Genomic DNA, 26,928 nt, shown 5'->3' with positions numbered 1-26,928 from the left:
CTTTTAAGCCTTGAAGACCTTGTTCGCCGCGCTCGCCTTTCTCGCCGTTTTTCACGACTTGGGTGTTTTTCACGCTATTATCTGTGCCATCGATGATTTCGTATTTGACAGAGCCATCATTTTGTACGGTAGCTTTAACGCTGTCGCCGTTTTTACCATCAGCACCTTTTTCTCCACGTTCACCTTTTGCACCGGTTTCGCCCTGAAGTCCTCTTTCACCTCGTTCTCCCTTGGCTCCCGGATCACCTTTATCGCCTTTAGCACCAGCAACGCCGGGATCGCCCTTGTCGCCTTTGGCGCCATCACGAACTTCAAAGGATTTGCCATCAGAGAATCGAATAGTTGTCACACCATCCTGTTTGTCGATGCTTGTCAGTGTTACACCGTCTTTGCCATTCTTAGGTGCGGTAGTCGAAATAGTAAATTTTCCATCTGCTTGGGTAATATCGATATTGTTTCCTGCAACCAGTTCAACCAGACCTGAAGGTTTAACAAGATGTTCTTTCCCGCCACTTGAACTGCCACCATCGGCACTGGCTTTGATACGCTAACCCGAATTATTGATCGCTTGTATCATGTCATTTGCCGTTACAAAATAGTTGCCTTGTGCGGAATTGCCTAAGGTCAATGCACCAATGTTCGTTACACCTAAGGTTGTATTGGCAACTTTATACGAAATGTTGCCATTTTCATTGGTAACAATGGTGTTGGTGCCGTTAACAAAGTTGACTTTGCCATTTGTTGTGGCAGCTGTTCCATTTACATTGACATAATTGAAAAGTTGATTTCCTGTTACCGCATCGTCAGATTCATTTAAAATTCGACCGCTTGCAAGATTACTCACGACCTGTTTAGCATTGACGTTATTGCGCGCATGGATTTTCGTTTTTCCTGTATAGGCTCTAGCATTCGTTTTGAGAGAACCATCGGTGTTTAATTGATCTTCAGGATAAAGTTGCCCATCAACTAAAACTAATTTATCGCCATTTTCGGTTACATATTCAAAAGGCGATTCTGCGTTAATAATGTAGTTTGTTGAGCCATTTTGATTAGTTTTGCTTGTAACAGTGGTATTTTTACCGGATTGAACCGTGGTTTTGGCTTTGGTGATATTTTGTTTGGTTTCATTACTTAAATCATACACAATTTTGCCGGCACCATCGGTGGTCACCGATAAAGCGGTGGTTGCGCCAAAACTCAAACTATCATCTGCGGCTAGCGTCCAACGATCTGCATTACCTTGATTGTTGTTAAGAGAGGAGGCTTGATTTTGAATGGTGAAGGTATAGGCTTGGCTTTTATTGGCTTTATCATCTTGAAGTTTTTTGGCGATAGAGAACATTTGTGAACCGTTTATCGCATCGGTAGAGTCTGGCGCAATGCGACCGGCAGCAAGATTTGTCAAGGTTCGCTTAATAGAATCACTACCAATGCTCAAGGTAGAATGGGCGGTTGAACCGGCAAAGTTGTTATATTGTATGCCATCAATGTTGGCGCTACTCGTAGAGGTTGGTGCTGTTGTTCTTGCACCGGTTCCCAGTGCAATTGCGCCTTCATGAGAAGATAAACTATCTCGCCCTAATGCAAGAGCATGCTTCGCTGTGGCTTGAGCGTTACTACCAATGGCAACCGATTTCTCAACGGCTTTAGCTTGCCCACCAAGTGCGGTGCCATCTCGACCGGTTACGGTTGCTTTATAGCCTACAGCAACACTTTCATCTGGATTTACGCTACCATTTGTTGTAGTTGCTGCATTGAGTTGAGCTTGCCAGCCAATAGCAACTCCGCCCCATGCAGCACCATTTGCAGATTGCCCGATGGCTATCGCTCCGCTTTTTCGTCCGGTATTCGATTCTTTCCCTATTTCAACGGCAGAATCAGGTGTAGCAAGATGTACTTCGCTATTATATTTTGTGTCTTTGAGTGGTGCGGTGACTTCCGCACAGGAGCGGTTATTTCCCGTATCTCGTCCTTGCACGCAAAATGACATGGTAGTTTGTGTTTTTTCAGCGGCTAAGGCTTGCCCACTAAAAAGTGGGTATGTTGATAAAAGTACGATATTAGCAAGTTTAATGAGAGAGGAACGCTTGTCTGTCTTTGCTTTAGTAGAGGATTTCCCCTTAGATTTAGCTAATTCAGAGGTAACCACAAACGTTTGTGTAGTTCGATTCCATAAAACTTTGAAAATCGTATTCATAAAATATTCTCCTTTGTATTATTTATCATCAATAGTGAATTTATACTTAAAAAATGAGCATAATTCCCTTGACATTTTTTTTAGTATAGTTTACCCCCCCCCGGCGATAAATTTCTGTGATATTGCTCGCAAATTAGCAAAAAAGATTATAATTTGATTTATTTTGCTGATTTTTGTCAATTTTTTAAGGTTTGGTAAGGAATGAAAAAAAGGCCCTGTTCAACAGAACAGGGATTTTTTGAAAGGAGGTTTATGAATAAATATGCTTTTAGAACAAACCATAAACAATCGCAGAGATAGCGATTAGGCCCATAATCACAACAAAAATGTTGCTAAGTTTGCCTTTGAATTGTTGCAAAGCCGGAACGGTTCTAATAGCGTACATTGGCATAATAAATAAAATCATCGCAATAACCGGGCCACCCAAACTTTCGATAAAACCAAGAATACTTGGGTTTAATGTCGCGACAATCCATAAAATGATGAAGAAGACAACTGCCGTAATTTTTTTGAATTTTGCCGGTTTAATCGGTTCGCTACGTATTTGATTGACAAGACCTTCCAAACCTTCACGTGCGCCTAAATAGTGTCCAAAGAACGAGCTGCCGATCGCTAAGAAAGCCACAAGCGGACCAAAGTAAGAAATAATCGGATTATCAAATTTATTCGCAAGATAAGAAAGAATGGAGATGTTTTGTGCCTTAGCTTGTAATAATTCTTCTGGCGTGAGCGTTAATACGCAGCTGAAAACAAAGAACATCACGAAAAGCACCAAAATACCTGCAGTAGAGAATAAAACTTTGCTCGCTTGTTTATCTGTTTCTTGACGATCTTGGTAGAACTTTTGTTGTGAAAGCGCAAAAGCAGAAATCGCGGGGGAATGGTTAAACGCAAAGACTAAGACCGGAATTGTTAGCCAAAGTGTTGTGAGGAAATCGCTTGTTTGTGGCACTTGGCTTAATGCTGCACCATTCCATTCCGGGATAAGATAAACAGAAAGACCAAATAGAATCGCAACGAGAGGATAAACGAGATAGGTGGTAATTTTTAGCATCACTTCTTCGTTGAGTAACATAATGCCGATCATAATCGCAATTAAAATAAAAGAAAGCACAATGCGAGGGGGGGCGGCAATATGAAGCTGATTTTCAAGGAAAGAGGCAACGGTATTGGTAATACCTACGCCGTAAATCAGAAGAATAGGGAAAATGGCTAAGAAGTAGAGTAGGGTAATAAGCTTCCCTGCGGTTTCGCCGAAATGTTCACGCACAACGCTGGTAATATCACTTCCCGGTGTTTGAGAAGAAAGCACGAAACGCGCAAGCCCACGATGAGCTAAATAAGTCATTGGGCCGACTAGCAATGTCATCACAACAAGAGGAAGGAATCCGCCCATACCGGCGTTGATCGGTAAGAAAAGCACACCGGCACCCACTGCCGTCCCAAATAAACTGAGTACCCAAGTGAGGGCGAAGCGTTTAGATGAATAATGATTCATTTTGATCTCCATAGATAAAATTATTATTGTCAATGATTCGGAGATTTAGAAAGAACAATGCAAACAAAATGTTAAACCGCCAAATCGGCAGACATCATATTGTTTTCTCTCATAAACACAACATAAAATCATGGGAAAGTATGATCTAGATAAAATTTATTTCTATTTGGATAAAAAGTAACAAGCCCCAACCTCAAGAGGCTGGGGCAAGGGAGATGAAATGCATAAAAATGCAAATTTATTTGCCTAAATTGCTAAAGAATTTTTTCACGCTATCTAAAAAGCCTTCTTGCTGTGGGCGATGATGGCTTTTACCTTCCAAGCTTTCTTCAAGTTGGCGAAGTAGCGCTTTTTGTTCGTCATTGAGTGAAACAGGTGTTTCAATCACAACACGGCAGATTAAGTCGCCGGCATAACCGCCTCTCGCACTGACTACACCTTTACCACGCACTCGGAAAAGTTTACCCGTTTGCGTTTCAGCTGGGATTTTCAGTTTGAGTTTACCGTCTAAAGTTGGCACTTCAATTTCGCCACCGAGCGCTGCCATCGTAAAGCTAATTGGCACTTCACAATAAAGATTTGAGCCATCACGCTCAAAAATCTCGTGTTCACGCACGTGAATAACTACATATAAATCGCCTGCCGGAGCACCGTTTTCGCCTGCGGCACCTTCGCCGGATAAACGTAACTGGTTACCGGTATCCACGCCTGCCGGAATGGTAACAGAAAGGTTTTTGGTTTTATGAACACGTCCATCGCCGTGGCAAGTGTGGCAAGGTTTTTCAATTTTCTTACCTGTACCGTGGCAGTGTGGACAAGCCGCTTCTGTAACAAAGAAACCTTGCTGACGGCGAATACGTCCCGAACCGTGGCAGTGTGGACAGGTTTCTAACTTGCTACCTTTTTCAGCACCTGAGCCGTGGCAAGTATCACATTCTGCCAGTGTTTGAATGCGAATATCTTTTTTCACGCCTTTAACGGCTTCTTCAAGGGTAATTTCAATGTCGTAACGTAAGTCATCGCCACGTACCACACGCTGACGGCGACCACTGCCACCACCGAAACCGCCGCCGAACATTTCGCTAAAAATATCTTCGAAGCCACCGAAACCGCCACCGCCAAATCCGCCGAAGCCACCACCGGCACCACCAAATCCACCTTGTTCAAAGGCTTGATGACCGTATTGGTCGTACATCGCGCGTTTTTCGCTGTCGCCTAACACTTCATAGGCTTCTTGAATTTCTTTGAATTTTTCTTCTGCTTCTTTGCTGCCTTGGTTTTTATCCGGGTGATGTTTGGAGGCTAAACGTTTATAAGCACGTTTAATATCTTGCTCACTTGCCCCTTTTTTCAAGCCAAGGACTTCGTAGTAATCTTTTTTTGCCATAATGATTCCATTTGATTTTGCAAATTTTTGAAGGAATTTGACCGCTTGTTAGCGTTCTTCAAGAGAAAATTGTTGTTTCTTTAGAATTTCATCAATTTTAGCTCTGTCTAAACCTGATTCAATGAGCGTTAATTCTAAAGTTTTGAGTTGCTTTTTAAAGGCTTCTTTTGCTTGGTGAACGTTATAGGCAATAAAGTCAGCATTTAAATCACTTTCGATACGATAAAACTTAATATTGGATACACAAGGATAAAACCAATCAAATTTTGCTGTAAGATCTTGAATGGCAATCGTGCCGTGAGCTTCACTGATACCTTCTTTTCCAAGATAAATACTACCTTGTAAATGTTCAAACCCGTGCTTTGCCAAAACATTTCGCACATCATAGTAAGCATTATTGAAAGTATTGTCGTGATAATTATCTTTCAAACAATTAGTATCCATATCAAAAGTGATTAAATATCGGCTCATTATTGCCTCCTAGTAGAGGAAAAATATCCCATTTTTACTATTTTCATCAAAGATGAACGCTTAATTATAGAAGAGATGTTATATAGAACTAATAAATACACCAAAAGGGCGTGTTTCCACGCCCTTTGTAGGGACGCAGTGCCTGCGTCCGTGGACACACGCAGTGTGTCCCTACCAGTTAGGTTACTTATTATCCTTCACTTCTTCAAATTCAGCATCCACTACGCCGTCATCTTTGGCAGAAGATTGTGCTTGACCTTCAGCGTTTTGTGCTTTCGCTTGCGCTGCTTGCATTAAAGGCTCTGATGCTTTGATAACTGCTTCAATTTTCGCTTCGATCTCTGCTTTATCTTCGCCTTTTGCTGCGGTTTCTAATTCAGCGACTGCCGCTTCAATTTTCGCTTTGTCGTCTGCACTTAATGCATCGCCGGCTTCGGTAATTTGTTTACGTGTTGCGTGTGCAATGCCATCTGCTTGGTTGCGAGCTTGAACTAACTCTTCAAATTTACGGTCTGCATCTGCATTTGCTTCCGCATCACGTACCATTTGTTGGATCTCTTCTTCGCTTAAACCTGAAGACGCTTGAATTTTGATTTGTTGCTCTTTACCGGTATTTTTATCTTTTGCAGATACGTTGATAACACCGTTCGCGTCAATATCAAAAGTTACTTCAATTTGTGGCATACCACGTGGTGCTGGGTTAATACCTTCTAGGTTGAATTGACCTAAAGATTTGTTATCCGCTGCACGTTTACGTTCACCTTGTAATACGTGGATGGTTACCGCAGATTGGTTGTCTTCTGCTGTTGAGAACACTTGCGATTTTTTCGTTGGGATCGTTGTGTTTTTCTCAATTAAGGTTGTCATCACGCCGCCCATTGTTTCGATACCGAGTGATAATGGGGTTACGTCTAATAAAAGAACGTCTTTTACATCGCCTTTTAATACACCACCTTGAACAGCCGCACCAATCGCAACCGCTTCATCCGGGTTCACGTCTTTACGTGCTTCTTTACCGAAGAAGTCTGCGACTTTTTTCTGTACTAACGGCATACGTGTTTGACCACCAACAAGAATGATGTCGTTGATGTCATTTACGCTTTTACCTGCTTCTTTTAATACTTCTCTTAATGAGTCGATTGAGCTGTTTACTAAATCTTCAACTAACGCTTCTAATTTCGCACGTGTTACGTTGATCGCTAAGTGTTTAGGACCTGTCGCATCTGCGGTAATGTATGGAAGATTTACTTCTGTAGATTGTGCTGATGAAAGTTCGATTTTCGCTTTTTCTGCCGCTTCTTTCACTCGTTGTAACGCCATTGGGTCGTTACGTAAATCTACGCCTTGCTCTTTTTTGAACTCATCAATGATGTAGTCGATAACACGGTTATCAAAGTCTTCACCACCTAAGTGAGTGTTACCACCGGTTGCTAATACTTCAAAGGTTTGTTCGCCATCAAAGTTGTCGATTTCGATGATAGAAATATCGAATGTACCACCACCTAAGTCGTAAACTGCGATCACTTGGTTTTCTTTGCTAGAACCTAAACCGAATGCAAGTGCTGCAGCAGTTGGTTCGTTGATGATACGTTTAACATCTAAACCTGCGATACGACCTGCATCGATTGTTGCTTGACGTTGTGCATCGTTAAAGTACGCCGGTACAGTAATAACCGCTTCAGTAACCGGTTCGCCTAAGAAATCTTCTGCTGTTTTCTTCATTTTTTTCAATACTTCAGCAGAGATTTGTGGTGGCGCTAATTTATCGCCTTTTACATTTACCCACGCATCACCGTTATCCGCTTTCGTGATTTCGAAAGGCATGATTTTAATATCACGTTGTACTTCTTCGCTGTCAAAACGGCGACCGATTAGACGTTTGATTGCAAATAATGTATTTTTCGGGTTTGTGATTGCCTGACGTTTTGCCGGCTGACCTACTAATGTTTCGTTATCTGTATATGCAATGATTGACGGGGTTGTACGTGCGCCTTCCGTATTTTCAATAACACGAGCAGAATCGCCGTCCATTACCGCTACACAAGAGTTTGTTGTACCTAAGTCAATACCAATAATTTTACCCATAATTTTGATTCCTCTTTAAAATTTGTTTATTACGTTTTGTAACGTTACTGACAAGATGGCGATGATTCGCTAATTTTCAAGTTTCATTTTGAAATTTTCTTGTCGGTTTTTGTTCTAACGAAATGGAAGAACTTGCGTTCTTCACTCAGACGAAGCCATAAATAGGGGCAAAAATAGCGGCTTCAAGGGTAAACATAAAATTTTTTGCAAAATTTTGTTAAAATCTAACCGCTTGGTTAATTTTCGTAGTTAAAGTGTTTGGTGGGCAAGGATGCCCACCCTACTTATAATATCGCCAAAAGAGAAAAAATAATGAAAAAAACATATTTAGCGGGCGTATTTGCCCTTTTATTGAGTGTGAATAGCGTTGCGCAAACTTACCAAAGTACTTTAACGCAAGGTGTTGATAAACAAGTTGCGCCGCAACAAGATTTTTACCGCTACGTTAATGGCAAATGGCTTGAAACTGCCGTTATCCCACAAGATCGCACCTCTTGGGGAACGCTAGCGGAACTGAATGAATTAAACGAAAAACGTTCGCTTGAATTATTACAAGCGGTCATTTCTGATCCGAAATTTACCAACGATGGGCGAGCTCAGCGTTTAAAAGCCGTTTATGAAACCTATACGGATTTAAATGCGCGAGAAAAGGCGGGTTTATCGCCTATTCAGCAAGATCTAAACCGTATTGCCCAAATTCAAAGCGTGGCGGATCTCAATCAATATATTATCAATGAAGCAAAGCAAGGTAGCACAATGTTGTTTGGTTGGGCGGTCTTTGCGCACCTGAAAAACTCTCGCCAGAATGCGGTTTATTTAGCCAATGAAGACTTAGGGCTAAGTAACGACTATTTCCAAAAAGATACACCGGAGAACCGTAAAACCCTCGCAATGTATCAAGATTACATCACGCAAGTGCTAAAAATAGCGAAATTGGATAAGCCGGAAGCACGAGCTAAAGCGATTGTAGAATATGAAAAAGGGGTAGCGAAAACGCTCTTTACCAATGAAGAAGAGCGAGATATGCAAAAACGCTATAATCCCGTATCGATCGCAGAACTGGCGAAATTAAGCAAAAATCTCAATCTTGCTGATTATTTAAAGGCGGTAGGGGTAACGACCGATGAAGTTATTTTATGGGAGCCTCGTTATTTCCAAGCCCTAGATAGCTTGATTGATGAAAAACAGATTGGTGTGATTAAGGATTACCTGACTTTCCGATTGCTTTCAGATGCGGCGCCTTATTTGAATAAGCAAATGGACGATTTACGTTTTGCATTTTACGGCACAAAATTAACCGGGCAAAAACAACAACGCGCTTTAGAAAAACGTGCGTTATCTACGGTGAATAGTTGGATTGGACAAGATTTTGCTCAGTTCTATGTGGAAAAATTCTTCCCACAATCGGCGAAAGAAAACCTTTTAACGATGGCGAAATATCTTGTGAAAGCCTATCATCAACGCATCGATAAGTTAGATTGGATGTCGGCACAAACAAAGCAAAAGGCGAAAGCGAAGTTAGATAAATTTATTGTTGAGGTAGGTTATCCAAACAAATGGCGTGATTATTCGGCGATGAAGGTTAAAAATGTTGCGGAAGGTGGCACGCTTTATGCCAATATGCGAGAAGTGTCAAAATGGCAATATCACTACAATTTGAATAAAGTGGGTAAACCGGTGGATTTAAATGAGTGGGGAATGTTGCCACAGGTGGTCAATGCTTCTTATAGCCCATTGATGAACCGCATTGTTTTCCCTGCTGGTATTTTACAAGCACCGCTTTACGATATTCACGCAGATCCGGCTGTTAATTTTGGTGCCATTGGCGCAATTATCGGGCATGAAATTACGCACGGTTTTGATGATAGCGGTTCAAAATTTGATGGAGAGGGTAACTTAACCGACTGGTGGACTGCCGATGATCGCAAAAAATTTGAAGCATTAGCAGATAAGTTGGTTGCCCAATTTAATCAGTTTGAAGTCGCACCGAAAGTTCACGTAAATGGTCGCTTTACCTTAGGCGAAAATATTGCGGATTTAGGCGGTTTAAGTATTGCCTACGATGCGTTAAAACTCTATGAGCAAGAGCACGGACAAAGCCCAACGTTAGAAGATTTAACCTCGGATCAACGTTTCTTTATGAGCTGGACACGTTCTTGGCGCTATAAAGCGACCGTTGAAGCCTTAACGCACCAAGTTAAAAGCGATCCTCACGCACCAGGGCAATTCCGTGCCTTTGCGCCTGTTTTGAATATTCAAGGCTTCCACCGTGCATTTAGCACCAAACAGGGTGATAAAATGTACCGAAGTTCAGCAGAGCAGATTAAAATTTGGTAGAAAATAAATGGTCGTAAAGTTTCATAATAATTTTCGGTATTATGTGGTTGTTGCACAAAATCTAACGCCTATTTGTTTTATGGTAGGGGCGAATTATATTCTCCCCAGATTGCTAACAAAGGTTATATTTGAGCAATAACCTAGCACGAGCCGTGCTAGGTTCATTAAGCCCAGCCCCGCTGGGGCTGAAAAAGGAAGAGCCGCAGAGCGGCTCAGATTAAGTAACCCTATACGGCTCGTATAGGGTTTGTCAACGGTCTGAGGCAAATGTAATTAGCCCCTACGAGGTATTTTTTGTAATAGTCACATCATATTGATCATTTTACAAATTATGAAAGAAATTAAACCGCTTGAATCATATTTATGGAAATAAAAAATGGCTCTACACCGTTGCCCGGAATGTCGTAAAAAAATCAGCGAGAGTGCAGAAGTTTGCCCTCATTGCGGTTTTTCATTTAAAGCGGCAGATTTAGAGGCTTATAAACAAAAACTTGAAGCACGTCGTTTACATAATCAAGAGCTTAACCGCCAAAGCAGTAAAATCCAACTCGTCTGGTTGCTGATTTTTATTGTGGTATTGGCAGTTGCGGCTTGGTTTAAAGGATAAAAATAATGGAAAACTCACAAATAACACGTTGTAGCTGGGCAAATGGGAGTGAAATTTATCAACGCTATCACGATCAAGAATGGGGTAAACCCGAATATAACAGCCTAAAGCTATTTGAAAAAATTTGTCTGGAAGGTCAGCAAGCCGGGCTTTCTTGGATTACAGTGCTAAAGAAACGAGAAGCCTATCGTGAAGCTTTCTTCCGGTTTGATCCAGAGAAAATTGCGCAAATGCAAGAAGCGGATATTGATCGCTTAATGCAAAATGTAGGGCTTATCTCCAAATGCAACAAAATGGCGAAGATTTTAGTCAGTTTATTTGGGCGTTTGTAGGGGGAAAACCGCAAATTAATAACGTACCGGATTTAACGGTTGTTCCTGCTAAAACCGCGATTTCTACGGCAATGTCGAAGGCATTGAAAAAGAAAGGATTTGCTTTTGTAGGCGAGACAACTTGCTATGCGTTTATGCAATCAATGGGATTGGTTGATGATCATTTAAATGATTGTTTTTGTAAAATAAGGCTTTCATAGTCATTCTATGGTATTGATAATTATGCAAACAAACAAACAAACAAACAAACAAACAAACAGTTGCAGTTATTACTTCAACGATTGGGCGTTTTGAATTAGTGAGAGCAGTTCGGAGCGTGCAAGCGCAAACCTATCCTTGTACCCATTATATCTTTGTTGATGGCAAACAATTTGAAGAACAAGCTAAAGCGATTTTGAAGGATTATCCTAATGTGATAGTAACTTATTTACCAATGAATACAGGAGCGGGTGGTTGGACAAATAGTAGTATTAATGCAATAGCCCCTTTTCTAGTTAAAGAAGATATTATTTGTTATTTAGATGATGATAATTGGTTTGAGGCTGATCATATAGAGAATTGCGTTGCTACTTTTGAAAGTAAGCGTTCAGATGTCGTATATGCCTTAAGAAATTTCTATACACCCGAAGGTCATTTTATTTGTAAAGATTTTACCGAATCGATTGGTTATTATGAGAATAGAGTTAGCTATCCTCTCCGAGTAAATTTTATTTTTAATCAAAAGAATTATTACATTGATAAGACATTAAATCGGAAATTTATTGATACAAATTGTTATGCCTTTAAAAGAAATATTGCGGTCTTATTAAGCCATCATTGGTTTAGCGGTAAACATAATGATTACAATGTATATCAGAAGATTCTTGATTTAAAACTAGACTATTTCTGTACAAATAGATTTTCTGTGAATTATGTTCTTGATGTGATGAAGCAGCTAGATGGGCAAGAGATGTGTTTTTATGAATTGGGAATGAAAGAGAAAGATATTAAAGAGTTAATTTATTTTTGTACACAAGAAGAGAATAACTTAAATCTTTCCTTGAATGGAAAAGAATTTAAATAAAAAGTGGGCGTTTTTGCCCACTTTTTTTAACGATTTCGTTTTGCTTCAATCGTATTCAGTAATTGAGAAATGGAGCTATCCGCAAAAATCTCTTGTGTGGTTTTGCTCAATTTTCTGCGCCAGTTTGGATATTCGGTGCTGGTTCCTGGGATATTCACAGGCTCTAGCATATTCAGCCAGTCTTCCGGTTGTGAACCGAATAATACGCTGTTGGTATCTGCCACATAGCTTTGTAACTGATGGTTGAAGGTTTGTGTAACGCCAGCACTATCCGCTTCTAGCGGTTGTACCGCTTCAACGGCACGGCGGATCGCTTCTTTATTTGAGTGGCGAGCATTTCTTAAAATGTTCAGCACTTTCTCATTCGGGTAAACGCCATATTTTTGCCCTAACTCGAAATCATAGCCTTTCCAGTAGCCTTGTACCGTTGGTAAATCGTGAGTACTTAAGGTGGTCATTGCTTGATACGGATAGTTTGCCAACGGTTTGCTACCTTGATGATCATACTCAAAATAGAAAATGTTGTAGGCTAAAATACCTTTGCTTTCAAGGGTTTCCAACATTCCTTTCGGCACAGTGCCTAAGGCTTCTGCGATGATTAAGCATTGGTGGCGTTGGCTTTCAAGGGCTAAGATTGAAAGCAAATCTTCCAACGGATATTTCACATAAGCGCCGTTTTTCGCCGAGTCGCCTTTCGACACCCACCATAAACGGGCAAAGCCGAGAATATGGTCGATACGCAACGCCCCACAATCTTTCATATTGGCACGCAGTAGGTCGATAAACGGCTGATAGCCACGCTCTTGCAATACTTCAGGGTGCATTGGCGACAAGCCCCAGTTTTGCCCTTGCGGTGCCATAATATCCGGTGGTGCGCCCACAGATGCACCTAACACGAACAGATCTTTATCCGCCCAGGTTTCTGCTCCGTTGTCTGCCACGCCAACGGCTAAATCACGGTAGAAACCAATTGGCATACCGAGCTGTTTTGCCAGTTCGTTACAGGCTTTAAGCTGTTGTTGTGCCACAAATTGCAACCACATATAGAAACGGACTAAATCGCTCTGTTCTTGTTGGAATTGTTGCACGGAAGCGGTGTGATAATCTTGATATTTTGCGTCCCAGCAGTTCCAGCCCCATTGTTCGCTGAACTGAGAAGAAAGCCATTGATGTAGAGCGTCAAAAGTACCTTGCACTTTCAATGCTTCGCCATTTTCAGCAATAAATTGTTCGAAAGCGGTTTGATCTTGTTGTTTAAATTGTTCGTAGGCTAAGCGTAAGCCTTGCAATTTCAGCCACATCACTTGTGAATAATCGACATAATCTTTTTGGCGAGCTTCGTGTAATTGGCGTTGAATATCCGCCGAATTAAACCACGCTTGTGCTTCACGGCTTTGTTGGAAAGCGTCAATCGCCCCAACGTTGATGTAAGCAATGTTTTGCCATAAACGAGAAGACGGGCTGTAAGGGCTTGCCCCTTCAGGATTAGCTGGGAATAATGAATGAATTGGGTTTAAACCGACAAAATCACCGCCTTTTTCCGCTAATTTCGTTAAAAACTCCGCTAAATCGCCGAAATCGCCGATCCCCCAGTTTTGCTCTGAACGTAGGGTGTAAAGCTGTAAAATTGCTCCCCATAATTTTTTATGCTCTGCCAACTCTTGCGGTTGGTAAGCACGTTCAGGCGTAACGATAATACGACATTCTGCGGTTGTACCGTTCAGGCTTAATTGATGATAACCAAGGGGTAAATCACGAGGCAGGTCAATGCTATTGCGTTTGCATTTTCCTGTTAAAATCTCACCGCTTTCAAGGGTCAGCGTCCAGTTTGCGTGAACGGTTTGGGTTTTGTCCGCTACAAAAAGCGGAATAAAAACTTGCTCGCCCTGTTTGACAACTTTGACAAGCGGTAGGATTTTGCGACTTTTTTGCAAACCGAGCAATTTTGCCACTTTGCCATAAACGGACGGTTGGGCATAAACACGGCGACCGTGTTCATCCACGAAGTAACGATTTAAAAATGGGTGATTTTGTTTCATTGTTATTGTTTCCCGAATGGTAATTTATTTACGGACGCCAAGCGTGGCGTCCCTACTTAAATATCTACGAAGTGATTGTAGGGACACGACGCTTCGTGTCCCATTATGTTTACCCTTTCACCCCACCTGCCGTTAATCCGCCGACTAACCAACGCTGTGCGATGATAAAGACTAAAGTAATTGGAATAGCGGATAAAATTGCTGCCGCTGCGAAATCTCCCCATAGGTAGTTTTGTGGGTGTAGATATTGTTGCATTCCGACCGCAAGGGTGTAGTTTTCCACATCACGCAATAAGAGAGAAGCCACAGGCACTTCGATAATTGCAGAGATAAAGGCAAGAATGAAAACCACCGCTAAAATTGGCACTGACAATGGTAATAAAATCAAACGGAATGTCTGCCACGGGGTTGCACCGTCAAGTGCTGCAGCTTCTTCGAGCGATTTATCAATGGTTTCAAAATAGCCTTTGATCGTCCAAACGTGCATTGCGATACCGCCAAGGTAAGCGAAGATCACGCCGCCGTGGGTATTTAAGCCCAAGAACGGTACATAAGTTCCTAAGCGGTCAAATAATGCATATAACGCCACAAGTGAAAGTACCGCTGGGAACATTTGGAAAATCAACATACTTTGTAACAGCATTGATTTCCCTGCAAAGCGTAAACGTGCGAAAGCGTAAGCTGCCGTAGTGGAAAGTGCTAGGGTAATAATTGCCGTAACACCTGCGACTTTCACCGAGTTCCATAACCAAAGTAGTACAGGGAATGGCGGCGGGGTAACAGTGCCGTCCGCATTGGTGACGCTAAAACCGAGTGCCAGTTTCCAGTGTTCAAGGGAAATTTGGCTTGGGATAATTTCCCCCAGTGCCAAGTTACCCGGGCGAAGAGAGATCCCTAAAATCATCAGTAAAGGGAACATAATCAACGCACAGAACACAATAAGAAAGAAATGCGTTGCAAATAAGCGAGCTTTCATTGATTTAGGTTGAACGATAGCCATTTTATCCCCCTTAATCCTGTTGTAATTTAGTCAAACGAATTTGGAACAACGCTAATCCGCTGACGAGTAAGAAGATGATTACTGCGATTGCCGCTGCTAAACCGAAGTCTTGCGTACCGCTACCTTCAAAGGCGATACGGTAGGTATAGCTTACTAACAAGTCGGTATGTCCTGCCGGTGTGCTGGTTCCGATCATTGACGGACGACCTTGAGTTAATAATTGGATTAACACGAAGTTATTGAAGTTGAAGGCAAAACTCGCAATCATCAATGGCATTAACGGCTTAATTAACAACGGCATTGTGATTTTGGTGAAGTTTTGCCATACCGATGCACCATCAATCGCTGAGGCTTCATATAAGTCTGTTGGGATCGCTTTGAGTAAACCCATACAAACAATCATCATATAAGGATAACCCAACCAAGTATTCACAATTAACAACATTGTTTTGGCTAAGAATGGGTCATTAAACCACTCTGGGCGAATACCGAATAAGTTATTTAAAATTAAGTTGATCTCGCCGAAACTTTGGTTAAATAAACCTTTAAATACAAGGATAGAGATAAAGCCCGGTACCGCATAAGGCAGGATTAACAGTAAACGATAAACCGCTTTACCTTTTAACGCTTCCCATTGTACTAGAGAGGCGAAAATCATACCGAGTAATGTGGTAAACACGACAGTTAAGAATGCAAAGGTAACTGTCCAAATAAAGATTTGAATAAAGGGTTTTTGTACACCTTCGTCCGTTAAGATTTTCACGAAGTTTTGCCAACCAATTGCTACGGTATAACCTGGTTCAACACGTTTACCCGTAAAGTTACCTTGCTCATCAATTTGCTCAAAGAAACCGACATCATCATTTGGTTTGAAACGTTCGCCCGTCTCGTTGTTCGTTAAAACTTGATTGGCTTCATCATAACTAAAGCGGACTTTTTGTTGTGAGAATTGGCGAAGTGAACTCATCGTGAGCATTTCTTCGCTTGGTAAAATCGCATTGATACTTTGTAACTGTTGGCGATTTTGCGTAATGACTTTAAGTGGTGCAACTTTGCTTTCAGGTAAAGCCGCCACTTCTTCCATTTTCACATCGCCTTTTAAATTATTTAATGCAAGCGGTGTAGAAAGGTAAGCTTTTTGCACATTTTTATTTTCAAGGGCAAGCTGATATTGATTATCCGCTGTTTCAAGCAATTTAAAATCATAACGTTCCCCTGAAAAATAGCGCTGGCTTTGCAATTGATTAACCACACGTTCAAAGGCGAGTTGGTTTGAACCACTGTAATTAGTAAAGGCGATAACGACAGTACAAACGAGAGGGAAAACCACAAAGATACCAATTGCGGAAACACCAGGGAAAAGATAGCGCCAACGGTATGCTCGTTCTGAACTAAAAACAAAAATACCCGAGGTAACAACAACGAGGGTTAGTAATGCAAAAAGAATTTCGCCCTGCAAATAGATCGTAAAAACCAAGTAAAACGCAAGGAGGTAAAGGAAGCCAACAAGTGCTCTCTTGCCCCAAAGTTGAACTGGTGAAATGGTAGAATGAGTAGAGGTTAGCATTTTAATTTTCCTTGTTTTTGTGCTGCTAAGAGGAAATTGCAAAGAATAAAAAGAATAAGACCGCTAGTTTAACTATTCGTAGGGGCGGGGTTTATCCCCGCCCGAAACGATATAAATATTTTAACGGGTGGGGATAAACCCCACCCCTACGATTAAAAAATTACTCTTTTTCAATCTTCGCTTGTGCTTCATCTAATGCGGCTTTAACAGATTGGCGACCATTTACCGCACTGTCAATCGCTGCTTTTTCTGAATACCAGAAGCGACTCATTTGAGGAATGTTTGGCATAATTTCACCATGTTCCGCATTCGCCATTGTTGCTGCAATACGTGGATCAGCCGCTAATTTTGCTTGGTAGCTCTTAAGTGCTACTGCACCTAACGGCGTATCTTTGTTCACGGTTTCTAAACCGGCATCCGTTAATAAGTGGTTTTCTAAGAACTCTTTCGCTAAGTCTTGGTTCGGGCTTGAAGCATTTACCGCTGCACTTAATACGCCAACGAATGGTTTACCTGCTTTACCGTTTAAGGTTGGTAATACCGCTACGCCATAGTTAATACCACTTTTCTCAATGTTTGCCCAAGACCACGGACCATTGATAGTCATCGCCGTTTCGCCTTTATTGAAAGAAGCTTCAGCCACAGAGTAGTCAGTGTCTGCGTTAATCACTTTGTTTTTCACAAGATCAACGACAAATTGTAAACCTTTTTGTGCTGCTTCATTGTTTACGCCTACATCTTTCACATCGTAACCGTTAGCGGTTGCTTTAAATGCATAAGCCCCTTGAGAAGAGATGATTGGCCATGTGAAATACGGTTCAGCAAGGTTCCACATAATTGCGTGTTTACCTTTCGCTTTAAGTTCTTTATCTAACTTCTCAACTTCTTCCCATGTTTTTGGTGGGTTTGGTAATAAGTCTTTGTTATAGATTAGAGAAAGTGATTCAACGGCGATTGGGTAAGCAATTTGTTTACCGTTATATTTGGTTGCTTCCCAGCCAATGTCAGATAATTTTGCTTTGAAATCTGCACTTGGATGCACTTCTGCTAATAAGCCTGATTGTGCATAGCCACCCATACGGTCGTGAGCAAAGATAATAATATCCGGACCATCACCGGTTGATGCTACTTGTGGGAATAATTCTTCTAATTTACTTGGGTGTTCTACAACAACTTTTACACCCGTTTCTGCTTCGAATTTTTTACCGACTTCCGCTAAGCCGTTATAGCCTTTATCAGCGTTAATCCAAATGTTTAATTGACCTTCAACTAATTTAGCTTGTACGCCTTGTGCCATACATAATCCAGCGAATACGGCTAATGCTGCTTTGGTTAATTTTTTCATAACATTTTCCTCATAGATAGTGAAATGGATTTTTGCAGTGGAATAGTGAATGATTTGATTTTTGACTTCATCATACCCCCATATCCTCCCCCTTTTTAAATTATGTGATCTTGTTCACATTTTTTCTCTTTTTAACAAAAAATGAGAAATAGATCACAAAAAATTGTGTTCAAAATGTGATCTAAATCACAATAAATCTGTTTTTTAGCGCAAAAAAAATTTTTTCTTCACAGAAAATTTTTTTGCAAAAGTATGATTTCAATTTAAGGGTGAGGGAATAGACTAAGCGCCAAATAAAGCAGTAACTTAAGAAGGACAACGTAAATGGCAAATGTAAAACTCACTAAAGTAGGTAAATCCTACGGCGATGTGCATATTTCTCGTGATATTAACCTTGATATTCAAGAAGGCGAATTCGTCGTATTCGTTGGTCCTTCCGGTTGTGGTAAATCTACCGTATTACGCATGATTGCAGGGCTGGAAGAGATTTCCACGGGTGATTTGTTCATCGGGGAAACCCGTATGAACGATGTGCCACCTGCAAAACGTAATATCGGCATGGTGTTCCAATCTTATGCTCTCTATCCGCATTTAAACGTGGCAGAAAACATGTCATTTGGTTTAAAACTCGCAGGAGCAAGTAAAGAAGATATTGAACAACGTGTGAACCACGTGGCGGAAATTTTACAGTTGGCGCATTTATTACAACGTAAGCCAAAAGAACTTTCAGGTGGTCAGCGTCAGCGTGTTGCGATTGGTCGTACGCTCGTTTCTCAACCTGAAGTGTTCTTATTAGACGAACCGCTCTCTAACCTTGATGCCGCATTACGTGTGCAAATGCGTGTAGAAATTTCAAAGTTACATAAAAAACTAGGCAGAACCATGATTTATGTAACCCACGACCAAGTAGAAGCGATGACCCTTGCCGATAAAATCGTGGTATTACAACCGCTAGGTAATAACCCTCAAATTACGACCAACGTAGCGCAAGTGGGTAAACCGTTAGAACTTTATCACTACCCGGCAAACCGCTTTGTAGCCGGTTTTATTGGCTCGCCTAAAATGAATTTCTTACCTGTCAAAGTGATTGATATAAAAGAAGATGGCGTAAAAGTAGAACTACCGGATTCAACGCATCTTAACTTCTGGGTTCCTGTTGATAGTACAGGTGTGAACGTTGGCGACAACCTTTCTTTAGGTATCCGCCCAGAACATTTACTTCCTTGCGAACAAAGTGAAGTGTGTATCAAAGGAACGGTAAAAGTCGTAGAGCAGTTGGGGAATGAAACTCAAGTCCACGTAGAAATGCCGCCTATCAAACAAAGTTTAGTTTATCGCCAAAATGATATTGTGTTAGTTGAAGAAGGCGATGAAATGTCAGTCGGCCTCAATCCAAACCGTTGTCATCTATTTAAAGAAGATGGCACAGCTTGCAGACGCTTATTTAAGGAATTAGGTGTTTAACGATTTTTTTCATAATGTAAACCGAGGGACAAATGAGTTATCAGGCGTCCCTATATTAAAAAAATTAAAGGAGTTCTCTATGAACATCAATAAAAGCTTGCTAGCAACCCTTATTTCAGGTGCATTATTATCAACATCTGCTTTAGCAGTAGATTTCCATGGTTATGCTCGTTCAGGTATCGGCTGGACATCAGGCGGTGGCGAACAATCTGCATTTACTGTAAATGGTGGTGGTTCAAAATACCGTTTAGGTAATGAATCAGATACTTACGCAGAGTTAAAACTTGGTCAAGAGCTATTTAAATCGGGCGAAAAATCAATTTATTTCGATACTAATGTGGCTTATGGCGGTACGTTACACAATAATGACTGGACAGAAACAAGCCCGGCATTACGTGAATTAAACGTACAATTTAAAAACTTTGCAGACAGCTTACCGGGTGCAACTTTATGGGCAGGTAAACGTTTCTACCAACGTCATGATGTTCATATGAATGACTTCTACTACTGGGATATTTCAGGTCCGGGTGCAGGGGTTGAAAACATTGACTTAGGTTTTGGTAAACTTTCTGTTGCGGTAACTCGCGATACTGAAAAAGGTGGTGCATTCTCTTACTACTATGACTATGCAACCAAAAGCTATAAGAGCGATCGTTCAACCCAAAAAGATGTTTACAACGATATTTTCGATGTGCGTTTAGCGGGTATTGAGCTTTGGAAAGATGGTTCTTTAGAACTTGGCTTTGATTATGCTAATGCACATAAAAAAGATGATTCTGCTTATGTAAACAGTGATGCAACCAAAAATGGTTATATGGCAACGGCTGAATATACCCAAGGTAACTTCTTCGGTGGTTTCAATAAATTTACTGCACAATATGCAAAAGACTCTATGACATCTTGGAATAATGGTCACGCACAAGGTTCAAAAGCTGATAACCGTGGTCATATGCTTCGCTTAATTAACCAAGGCGTTGTTCAAGCCAGCGACAAAGTTGAAGTAATGTATGCGTTAATCTATGAAAAAACAGACTTAGACAACAAACAAGGCAAAACTTGGTACTCAGCAGGTATCCGCCCAATGTATAAATGGACTGATACAATGAGTACACTTGCTGAAGTGGGCTATGATGTGATCAAAGATCAAGCAACAGGTAAGAAAAATAACCTTGTGAAATATACCCTTGCACAACAATGGCAAGCAGGTTCAAGCATTTGGGCGCGCCCTGCAATCCGTGTATTTGGTACTTATGCACACTGGAACGACAAATTTAACACTGCAAACCGCACAGATGCTGGTTATAAAGCAAAAGACGGCGAATTTATCGGCGGTGTTCAATTTGAAGCTTGGTGGTAATTTATTTGAATGGGACACGAAGCGTCGTGTCCCTACCATAAATGCCTAAAGTCTTTTGTAGGGACGCCACGCTTGGCGTCCTTATTTAATCACATTGTAAAAAATGTCTAATTGCTTACCGCTTGTTTGCTCTCTCGGAGGATTTATGAAAACCAAAATTGCCCTTTTCCTTTCAAGTCTATTTCTTGTCTCTCAACTTTCAGCCGCACCATTACAACCAACAAAAGCGGAATTGGCAAAAATTCAATGGCAAGATGTTGCACTCTCACAAAAAAATGAAACCCAAGTTGCAACGCTCGTAAATAAATTAGCCGGTGCAAGTGGTTCAGTGGTGGCTTATAAAATCCCGGCTAATCAAGGGACGATCAAATTAAACATCACAAGTCCGGTGCAAAAAGACAACACCGTATTTGTGCCAAACGCATTGATTTTAGATGCACAATTTAACCCAGCAATGAGCTACCCTTCTTCTCAATTTAAATTCAGCGAAGAACGTGGTTTAAACCCAGCACAATATCAAGCCGAACTCAGTCTTACACCAACGGCAAATCAAGATTTTATCTACTTGCTTGTTTATACCACTGAACAAGATTTACAGGGTAAAACAACAATGACACACCCTGCCAAACTGCTGGCAAAAGCAAAAGGCAACCAACCGCCTGCGATTGCGGATATTACGGTTGCACACAGCAATCAAGGTAAAGTCAATGTAGAAGTGGACGGCATTCAATCCAGCCAGTTTATCGGTTTAAACGGTCCGTTATTTGAAGCCAAAACACCTGCACCAACCCAAGTTGGCACAACTGCTGTGGCGACAAAATCAGCAACCAAACCAACACAGCCGGTAGAACAAAGCACGGAAGATTATTTCAACCAAGCGGTATTAAAAGCATTGAAAAATAACGATGTGAATAAAGCGATGAACTTGGTAAACGAAGCGGAACAACTTGGTTTAAAACAACCACGTCAGATTTTTATTAAACACGTTTCGGCGAAGTGATTTCTCTCATCTTTAGTCAATCAGAGAGGCTGAATCTATCGTAGGGGCGGGGTTTATCCCTGCCCGACACAATATCAGATTTAACGGGTGGGGATAAACCCCACCCCTACAAATGATAATAATAGGGGAATAATTCCCTATTTCACCACACAAGGAAACCCAAATGCAAAAATCACTACTTTGGCTTTCACTTTTTGCGTCTGCTAGCCTTTCGGCAAACCAATGGCAGAGTAAACATTTCCCGACATTTGAATCCAACGAAAAACTACTTTACCAAGCACACGCCCAACTTAAAAAAGGCAACTACCCATTCCAATTCTCACTTAATCAACAATGCTACCAACCACAAACCGCACTGAAATTAAATCAAGTCGTCAGCCTTGTGCCTTGCAAAAATCCGGTTGAATCGACCCGCTTGTTTCGTGACGGAAAATACAGTGTCGAAATTGATATGCGCAGTGGCACGCCAACGGCAAAATTGACGGTGGAAGCAACCCAAAGCGCTAATGAATTAGTACAAGTTTGTCCAAAATGGGATGGTAAACCGTTAGAAATTGAGGTTTCAGGCGTATTCAAAGAAGGTGAAAGCGTGCGAGATTTCTATTCAGGCAACACGGCGAAAGTGCAAAACGGCAAAGTCATTATGACACCGTCCGCAGGCAGTAACGGATTGTTGCTCTTAGAACCAGCGCAAGCGGTTAAATCTGAGCCGATTTTTACTTGGAAAAACGCTACGGTTTATTTTGTCTTAACCGACCGCTTTTATAACGGCGATCCGAGCAACGACAACAGCTACGGTCGTAAAAAAGACGGTAAAGATGAAATTGGTACTTTCCACGGCGGCGATTTGAACGGACTAACGCAAAAACTAGATTATCTACAACAACTTGGCGTAAATGCGATTTGGATCAGTTCGCCACTTGAGCAAATTCACGGCTGGGTTGGTGGCGGTGAAAAAGGCGACTTCCCACATTATGCTTATCACGGTTACTACCATCAAGATTGGACGAAGGTCGATGCCAATATGGGCAGTGAGAACGATCTGAAAACCTTTATCGACCAAGCACACAAACGAGGCATTCGTGTTATTTTCGATATAGTGATGAACCACACCGGCTATGCCACTCTTGCCGATATGCAGCAATACGGCTTTGGCGCATTACGTCTCAAAGGCGAGGAAATGGAAAAAACACTTGGCAAAAATTGGACGGACTGGACACCGAAAACGGGGCAGAACTGGCACTCTTTCAACAATTTAATCAATTTTAGTGATAAAGAGGCTTGGCAAAAATGGTGGGGAAAAGCGTGGGCTCGCTCCGATATTGGCGATTACGACAGCCCCAAATTTGATGATCTGCGCATGTCGCTCTCAGCCTTACCGGATCTGAAAACCGAAAGCGAACAAGCGGTCGGATTACCGGAATTTTTTGCAAATAAACCCGATACACAGGCAAAATTCCGTGAAAATGCTAAAGTTCGGGATTATCTGATCGGCTGGTTGTCTGACTGGGTAGAAAAATACGGCGTGGACGGTTTCCGTGTCGATACCGCTAAACATGTGGAAAAAAGCACTTGGTTGGAATTGAAACAATCGGCAGAAAAAGCTTTGGAAAAATGGCAAAAAGCTCACCCAAATCAATCCTTTAGCGATAAATTCTGGATGACGGGAGAAGCGTGGGGGCACGGCGTTCACACCAGCGATTATTACAAAAACGGCTTTGATGCAATGATCAATTTCAGCTTCCAAGATCAAGCAAAAGAGGCGCTAAGTTGTTTTGCCAAAATTTCGCCGACCTACCAACAAATGAGCGAAAAACTGAAAGAGTTTAATGTATTAACCTACCTTTCTTCGCATGATACCCGTTTATTTTTCAGTAGCGACAGTGAAAATAACCTTGCTAAACAGAAAACTGCAGGCAGTTTATTGCTGCTCTCACCGGGTGCAGTACAAATTTATTACGGCGATGAAAGTGGCAGAAAATTTGGTGCAACAGGCTCTGATCCAATTCAAGGCACGAGATCGGATATGAACTGGCAAGATCTGACAAAAAGTGCCGATCATCAAGCCTTGTTAAAACATTGGCAAACTCTCGCAAAATTCCGCCAAAATCACACCGCTATTGGCAATGGCGAACAAAAAATTCTCGAAACCAACAAGTATTTTGCATTCTCCCGCCAAGACGGGCAGGATAAAGTGATGGTTGTTTGGGCTGGGGAATAATTTAAAAATCATCAAGCGGTCGTTTTTTATGAGCATTTTACAAATTAGATCAAAAAAACGACCGCTTGCTTTTTCCCTTTTTTCAATAAAATTTGCTAAAATCCTTGCACTTTATACAGGCAGAAAATAAAAACACAATGCAAGTCGTTACAAAACTCATTCCAACAAAGTTAATTTCTCATAAATCGAATGCGTTACATAAATCGCAAAATCAAAGTATTGAGCGTACCAAATTATTGGGAACATTGGCATTAGCTAAAAGTTATCCGCTCACTTTAGTGATTGCGCCGGCAGGTTATGGTAAGACGACCTTAGTTTCTCAATGGAAAGCAAAGTTATTAGCAAAGAATGAGCCCGTTTCGTGGTTTGCATTAGATGAAAGCGATAACAATGCGGAGCAGTTTAGCCGTTATTTTGCCTCAGCGCTGGAGCAAGCGACAGGGCTTCCCCTAGGGGAGATCGTTTATAAAAACGATCTCATAGATTATTTTGGACAACTTTTAATTGCCTTAAATGAAGCTCCCCGCCATTTTTATTTGATTATTGATGATTATCATCTGATCGATAATCATGAAATTCATGATGCGTTACGCTTTTGGTTAAAACATCAGCCGGAAACGATGAGCCTTGTGATGCTTTCTCGCTTAACGCCACCGTTGAGTATTACGAATTTACGTATTCACGAGCAATTATTAGAGATTGATGTTCATCAGCTTGCCTTTTCTCCGGCAGAAACCCGCCTTTTCTTTGAGCAAAAATTAAGTAAGACCTTAAATGAAGAATTGGTATTTGCATTATGTGAGAAAGTGGAAGGATGGGCGACTGCACTTCAGTTGATGAGTTTTGCTCTCAAGCAAAATATGGATTTGCTTGATTGTCCTGAAAAGCTGTTTAATAAATTAAATCAACAACATATTGCGGATTATTTAAATGAAGAGGTTTTTCATTACGTTGATCCGCAAATGAAGTTGTTTATGCAACGTTGTGCTGTTTTACGTTCGATGAATGAAAAACTGGTTGTTGCGCTAACACAAGATGAAAATGGGGTAAAACATCTTGATGAATTAGAAAAAGCAGGTTTATTTATTAGCCGTTTACTCCATGAAGATGGCGAAATCTGGTGGAAGTTTCACCCGATTTTGGCCTCTTATTTAGCACAAAGCTGCCGTTTGGAATTGCCAAATGAGTGGCAACAGTTACATGAGGTCGCTTCAAAAACATGGCTTAAATTGGGTTATGGATCAGAGGCGTTATATCATGCGCAAATGTTAAATGATCCGCAGACGCTTTATCAGATTTTACAAGATCACGGTTGGGCGTTATTCCACCAAGGACAACTGAAATTATTAGAAACCAGTTTAAGCTGTTTGCCGGCAGAACAACTTTGGCAAGATGAAAATTTAGTGTTATTAAAAGCATGGTTGGCGCAGAGCCAGCATCGTCATCAAGAAGTCAGTGGGATCTTGCAAAAATTCCAACCAAAACAACCGCTTACCGATAGTTTACAAGGGCATTTTGATGCGTTAAAAGCTCAAGTCGCAATCAATGCAGGCGATGAAGAGCAAGCCTATTCATTAGCAAATCAAGCTTTGAAGAATTTATCGGATGAGTTTGGTTATGCGCTCATTGTGGCGACTTCTGTGATTGGTGAGGCACAACATTGTCGAGGTTATTTGAAAGAAGGGCTTTCGCTGATGCAGCAGGTTGAGAAAATGGCAACGGAGCAACATGCTTATCATCATTGGCTGTGGTCGAGATTGCAACAATCGGAGATTTTATCTGCGCAGGGCTTTTTGCAATCCGCCTACGATTTATTGAAAGATACCACTTTGCAAACGAATGCTTTTCATCAAATTCCGATGAATGAATTTTTGTTGCGTTTAAAAGGGCAAATTTTGTGGGAATGGCATCATCTTGATCAAGCCGAAGCAATGGCAAATGCCGGGATAGAGGTGTTGGAGAAAGAGGAAGAACAAATCCAAAGTTTGATTATTCTTGCCAAAATTTCGCTGACTAAAGGCGATCTGAATAATGCGGAGCGTTTGATTGAACAAGGGAAATTATTGATGTCTCGTTGTTCGCCACATAAAGACTGGGTTACGGCGTTAGATGAGGTTCAGCTGATTTACTGGCAAATGCGTAATGATACCTCGCAATTAGAAAGCTGGTTGGCGCAAGTAAACATTCCAACGCAGGAATATAACCATTTTACCCAGCGTCAATGGCGGAATATTGCTCGTTGTTATTTATTGCAAGGCGACTATGAACAGGCGTTAAAAATTTTAAATAGCTTATTGAAAACCACCGCTATTTTTAATTTAGTCAGCGATTCTCAACGGGCTTTGATTTTGCGTAATCGGGTTTATAGCTTACAAGGCAAGCCAGAGCTGGCTCAGCGAGATCTTATTCAAGCGTTAAATCTTAGCCAACAGACGAACTTTATCAGCGCATTTGTGATCGAGGGCGATTTAATGGCTCGTCAAATTCGTGAGCTTTTGCAAATTAATGTGTTGGAAGAGCTTTCAGTGCATAAAGCACAATTTATTTTACGCAGTATCAATCAGCATAATCGCCATAAAACCGCACATTTTGATGAAGAATTTGTGAAAAACTTGCTTGAGAATCCACAAGTGCCGGAGTTGTTGAAAATCAGCCCTCTAACTCAACGTGAATGGCAGGTGCTTGGTCTGATTTATTCGGGTTATAGTAATGAGCAAATTTCGCAAGAATTAGTGGTAGCGATGACCACAATTAAAACACATATTCGTAATCTTTATCAAAAAATCGGTGTGGCAAACCGTGCTGAAGCGATTGAATATACACGTAGTTTGTTGAGAATGATGGGGTATAGTTGATTGGGGGAGCTAGCGATATAAATCGTTTACTCACTTTAACTCTCTCCCCTTGTGGGAGAGAGACAGCCGAAGGAGACGTCTAGTCTCCGTAGGCAGGGTGTAA

18 protein-coding genes and 1 pseudogene are annotated in these 26,928 nt (G+C 41.3%); 9 read left to right on the top strand and 10 right to left on the bottom strand.

Annotation, left to right across the window (positions count from 1 at the left end; all coding sequences use genetic code 11):
• The 6 genes from AM305_RS10890 to dnaK all read right to left on the bottom strand — a co-directional run.
• Window positions 1-349, bottom strand: a 349-nt coding sequence (locus AM305_RS10890; RefSeq protein WP_005826040.1) for a collagen-like triple helix repeat-containing protein, incomplete at its 3' end; no start/stop codon positions are given.
• Window positions 350-547: 198 nt separating this feature from the next.
• Window positions 548-2,197 carry an ESPR-type extended signal peptide-containing protein gene (locus tag AM305_RS10885; RefSeq protein ID WP_005826039.1) on the bottom strand — a complete coding sequence of 550 codons (1,650 nt, stop codon included), beginning with the start codon at window positions 2,195-2,197 and terminating at the stop codon, window positions 548-550.
• A gap of 268 nt (window positions 2,198-2,465) precedes the next feature.
• The gene (locus AM305_RS10880) at window positions 2,466-3,695 is read right to left on the bottom strand and encodes a serine/threonine transporter (RefSeq protein WP_005826032.1); all 1,230 of its coding nucleotides are present in this window, start codon (window positions 3,693-3,695) and stop codon (window positions 2,466-2,468) included.
• A 238-nt stretch (window positions 3,696-3,933) separates the two neighbouring features.
• The gene (gene dnaJ / locus AM305_RS10875) at window positions 3,934-5,082 is read right to left on the bottom strand and encodes a molecular chaperone DnaJ (RefSeq protein WP_005826030.1); all 1,149 of its coding nucleotides are present in this window, start codon (window positions 5,080-5,082) and stop codon (window positions 3,934-3,936) included.
• Between the two features lie 48 nt (window positions 5,083-5,130).
• Window positions 5,131-5,553 carry a virulence-associated protein VapD gene (locus AM305_RS10870; protein WP_005826028.1) on the bottom strand — a complete coding sequence of 141 codons (423 nt, stop codon included), beginning with the start codon at window positions 5,551-5,553 and terminating at the stop codon, window positions 5,131-5,133.
• Window positions 5,554-5,736: 183 nt separating this feature from the next.
• Complete coding sequence (dnaK, locus tag AM305_RS10865; protein ID WP_005826026.1) at window positions 5,737-7,638, bottom strand: molecular chaperone DnaK; 1,902 nt, start codon at window positions 7,636-7,638, stop codon at window positions 5,737-5,739.
• A 312-nt stretch (window positions 7,639-7,950) separates the two neighbouring features.
• Here dnaK and AM305_RS10860 point away from each other — a divergent pair, with 312 nt between their 5' ends.
• The 4 genes and pseudogenes from AM305_RS10860 (at window position 7,951) to AM305_RS10845 (ending at window position 11,977) form a co-directional block, all read left to right on the top strand.
• Window positions 7,951-9,975, top strand: a complete 2,025-nt coding sequence (locus AM305_RS10860) for a M13 family metallopeptidase (RefSeq protein ID WP_005826024.1) — start codon at window positions 7,951-7,953, stop codon at window positions 9,973-9,975.
• A gap of 376 nt (window positions 9,976-10,351) precedes the next feature.
• The gene (locus tag AM305_RS10855; RefSeq protein ID WP_005826022.1) at window positions 10,352-10,582 is read left to right on the top strand and encodes a zinc ribbon domain-containing protein; all 231 of its coding nucleotides are present in this window, start codon (window positions 10,352-10,354) and stop codon (window positions 10,580-10,582) included.
• Window positions 10,583-10,587: 5 nt separating this feature from the next.
• Window positions 10,588-11,036 (top strand): annotated as a pseudogene (locus AM305_RS10850) (DNA-3-methyladenine glycosylase I); the annotation flags it as partial.
• A 176-nt stretch (window positions 11,037-11,212) separates the two neighbouring features.
• Entirely contained in the window at window positions 11,213-11,977 is a 765-nt protein-coding gene (locus AM305_RS10845) for a glycosyltransferase family 2 protein (RefSeq protein ID WP_081453557.1), read from the top strand.
• A gap of 26 nt (window positions 11,978-12,003) precedes the next feature.
• Here AM305_RS10845 and malQ read toward each other — a convergent pair whose 3' ends face one another.
• The 4 genes from malQ to malE all read right to left on the bottom strand — a co-directional run bounded on the left by malQ (window position 12,004) and on the right by malE (window position 17,928).
• Window positions 12,004-14,016, bottom strand: coding sequence for a 4-alpha-glucanotransferase (malQ, locus tag AM305_RS10840; protein ID WP_005826018.1), 2,013 nt, complete (start codon window positions 14,014-14,016; stop codon window positions 12,004-12,006).
• A 109-nt stretch (window positions 14,017-14,125) separates the two neighbouring features.
• Window positions 14,126-15,016 (bottom strand): maltose ABC transporter permease MalG, encoded by an 891-nt coding sequence (gene malG, locus AM305_RS10835; protein ID WP_005826016.1) that lies wholly within the window; start codon window positions 15,014-15,016, stop codon window positions 14,126-14,128.
• Between the two features lie 10 nt (window positions 15,017-15,026).
• Entirely contained in the window at window positions 15,027-16,583 is a 1,557-nt protein-coding gene (gene malF / locus AM305_RS10830) for a maltose ABC transporter permease MalF (protein WP_005826014.1), read from the bottom strand.
• A 160-nt stretch (window positions 16,584-16,743) separates the two neighbouring features.
• Window positions 16,744-17,928 carry a maltose/maltodextrin ABC transporter substrate-binding protein MalE gene (malE, locus tag AM305_RS10825; RefSeq protein WP_005826012.1) on the bottom strand — a complete coding sequence of 395 codons (1,185 nt, stop codon included), beginning with the start codon at window positions 17,926-17,928 and terminating at the stop codon, window positions 16,744-16,746.
• A 324-nt stretch (window positions 17,929-18,252) separates the two neighbouring features.
• On the opposite strand from malE, the gene malK reads away from it, so the two are divergent.
• The 5 genes from malK to malT all read left to right on the top strand — a co-directional run bounded on the left by malK (window position 18,253) and on the right by malT (window position 26,825).
• Window positions 18,253-19,392 carry a maltose/maltodextrin ABC transporter ATP-binding protein MalK gene (malK, locus tag AM305_RS10820; RefSeq protein WP_005826010.1) on the top strand — a complete coding sequence of 380 codons (1,140 nt, stop codon included), beginning with the start codon at window positions 18,253-18,255 and terminating at the stop codon, window positions 19,390-19,392.
• Window positions 19,393-19,471: 79 nt separating this feature from the next.
• Window positions 19,472-20,749, top strand: coding sequence for a maltoporin (locus tag AM305_RS10815; RefSeq protein WP_005826008.1), 1,278 nt, complete (start codon window positions 19,472-19,474; stop codon window positions 20,747-20,749).
• A gap of 145 nt (window positions 20,750-20,894) precedes the next feature.
• Window positions 20,895-21,749, top strand: coding sequence for a maltose operon protein MalM (gene malM / locus AM305_RS10810; RefSeq protein WP_005826006.1), 855 nt, complete (start codon window positions 20,895-20,897; stop codon window positions 21,747-21,749).
• 163 nt (window positions 21,750-21,912) lie between these two features.
• A complete protein-coding gene (locus AM305_RS10805) occupies window positions 21,913-23,970 on the top strand; it encodes an alpha-amylase (protein ID WP_005826004.1) in 2,058 nt (685 codons plus the stop codon).
• A 137-nt stretch (window positions 23,971-24,107) separates the two neighbouring features.
• Window positions 24,108-26,825, top strand: a complete 2,718-nt coding sequence (malT, locus tag AM305_RS10800) for an HTH-type transcriptional regulator MalT (RefSeq protein ID WP_005826003.1) — start codon at window positions 24,108-24,110, stop codon at window positions 26,823-26,825.
• Window positions 26,826-26,928 lie beyond the last annotated feature (103 nt).

This window comes from Actinobacillus minor NM305 (assembly GCF_000175195.1).
Taxonomy (GTDB): Bacteria; Pseudomonadota; Gammaproteobacteria; order Enterobacterales; family Pasteurellaceae; genus Haemophilus_A; species Haemophilus_A minor.
The sequence above is the reverse complement of the archived record's forward strand: the minus strand, read 5'-3'. Positions and strand labels throughout refer to the sequence as shown.

Coding starts and splice junctions, on each gene's coding strand:
- AM305_RS10885 (WP_005826039.1), bottom strand. CDS start 2,197: ATGAATACGATTTTCAAAGTTTTATGGAATCGAACTACACAAACGTTT.
- AM305_RS10880 (WP_005826032.1), bottom strand. CDS start 3,695: ATGAATCATTATTCATCTAAACGCTTCGCCCTCACTTGGGTACTCAGT.
- dnaJ (WP_005826030.1), bottom strand. CDS start 5,082: ATGGCAAAAAAAGATTACTACGAAGTCCTTGGCTTGAAAAAAGGGGCA.
- AM305_RS10870 (WP_005826028.1), bottom strand. CDS start 5,553: ATGAGCCGATATTTAATCACTTTTGATATGGATACTAATTGTTTGAAA.
- dnaK (WP_005826026.1), bottom strand. CDS start 7,638: ATGGGTAAAATTATTGGTATTGACTTAGGTACAACAAACTCTTGTGTA.
- AM305_RS10860 (WP_005826024.1), top strand. CDS start 7,951: ATGAAAAAAACATATTTAGCGGGCGTATTTGCCCTTTTATTGAGTGTG.
- AM305_RS10855 (WP_005826022.1), top strand. CDS start 10,352: ATGGCTCTACACCGTTGCCCGGAATGTCGTAAAAAAATCAGCGAGAGT.
- malQ (WP_005826018.1), bottom strand. CDS start 14,016: ATGAAACAAAATCACCCATTTTTAAATCGTTACTTCGTGGATGAACAC.
- malG (WP_005826016.1), bottom strand. CDS start 15,016: ATGGCTATCGTTCAACCTAAATCAATGAAAGCTCGCTTATTTGCAACG.
- malF (WP_005826014.1), bottom strand. CDS start 16,583: ATGCTAACCTCTACTCATTCTACCATTTCACCAGTTCAACTTTGGGGC.
- malE (WP_005826012.1), bottom strand. CDS start 17,928: ATGAAAAAATTAACCAAAGCAGCATTAGCCGTATTCGCTGGATTATGT.
- malK (WP_005826010.1), top strand. CDS start 18,253: ATGGCAAATGTAAAACTCACTAAAGTAGGTAAATCCTACGGCGATGTG.
- AM305_RS10815 (WP_005826008.1), top strand. CDS start 19,472: ATGAACATCAATAAAAGCTTGCTAGCAACCCTTATTTCAGGTGCATTA.
- malM (WP_005826006.1), top strand. CDS start 20,895: ATGAAAACCAAAATTGCCCTTTTCCTTTCAAGTCTATTTCTTGTCTCT.
- AM305_RS10805 (WP_005826004.1), top strand. CDS start 21,913: ATGCAAAAATCACTACTTTGGCTTTCACTTTTTGCGTCTGCTAGCCTT.
- malT (WP_005826003.1), top strand. CDS start 24,108: ATGCAAGTCGTTACAAAACTCATTCCAACAAAGTTAATTTCTCATAAA.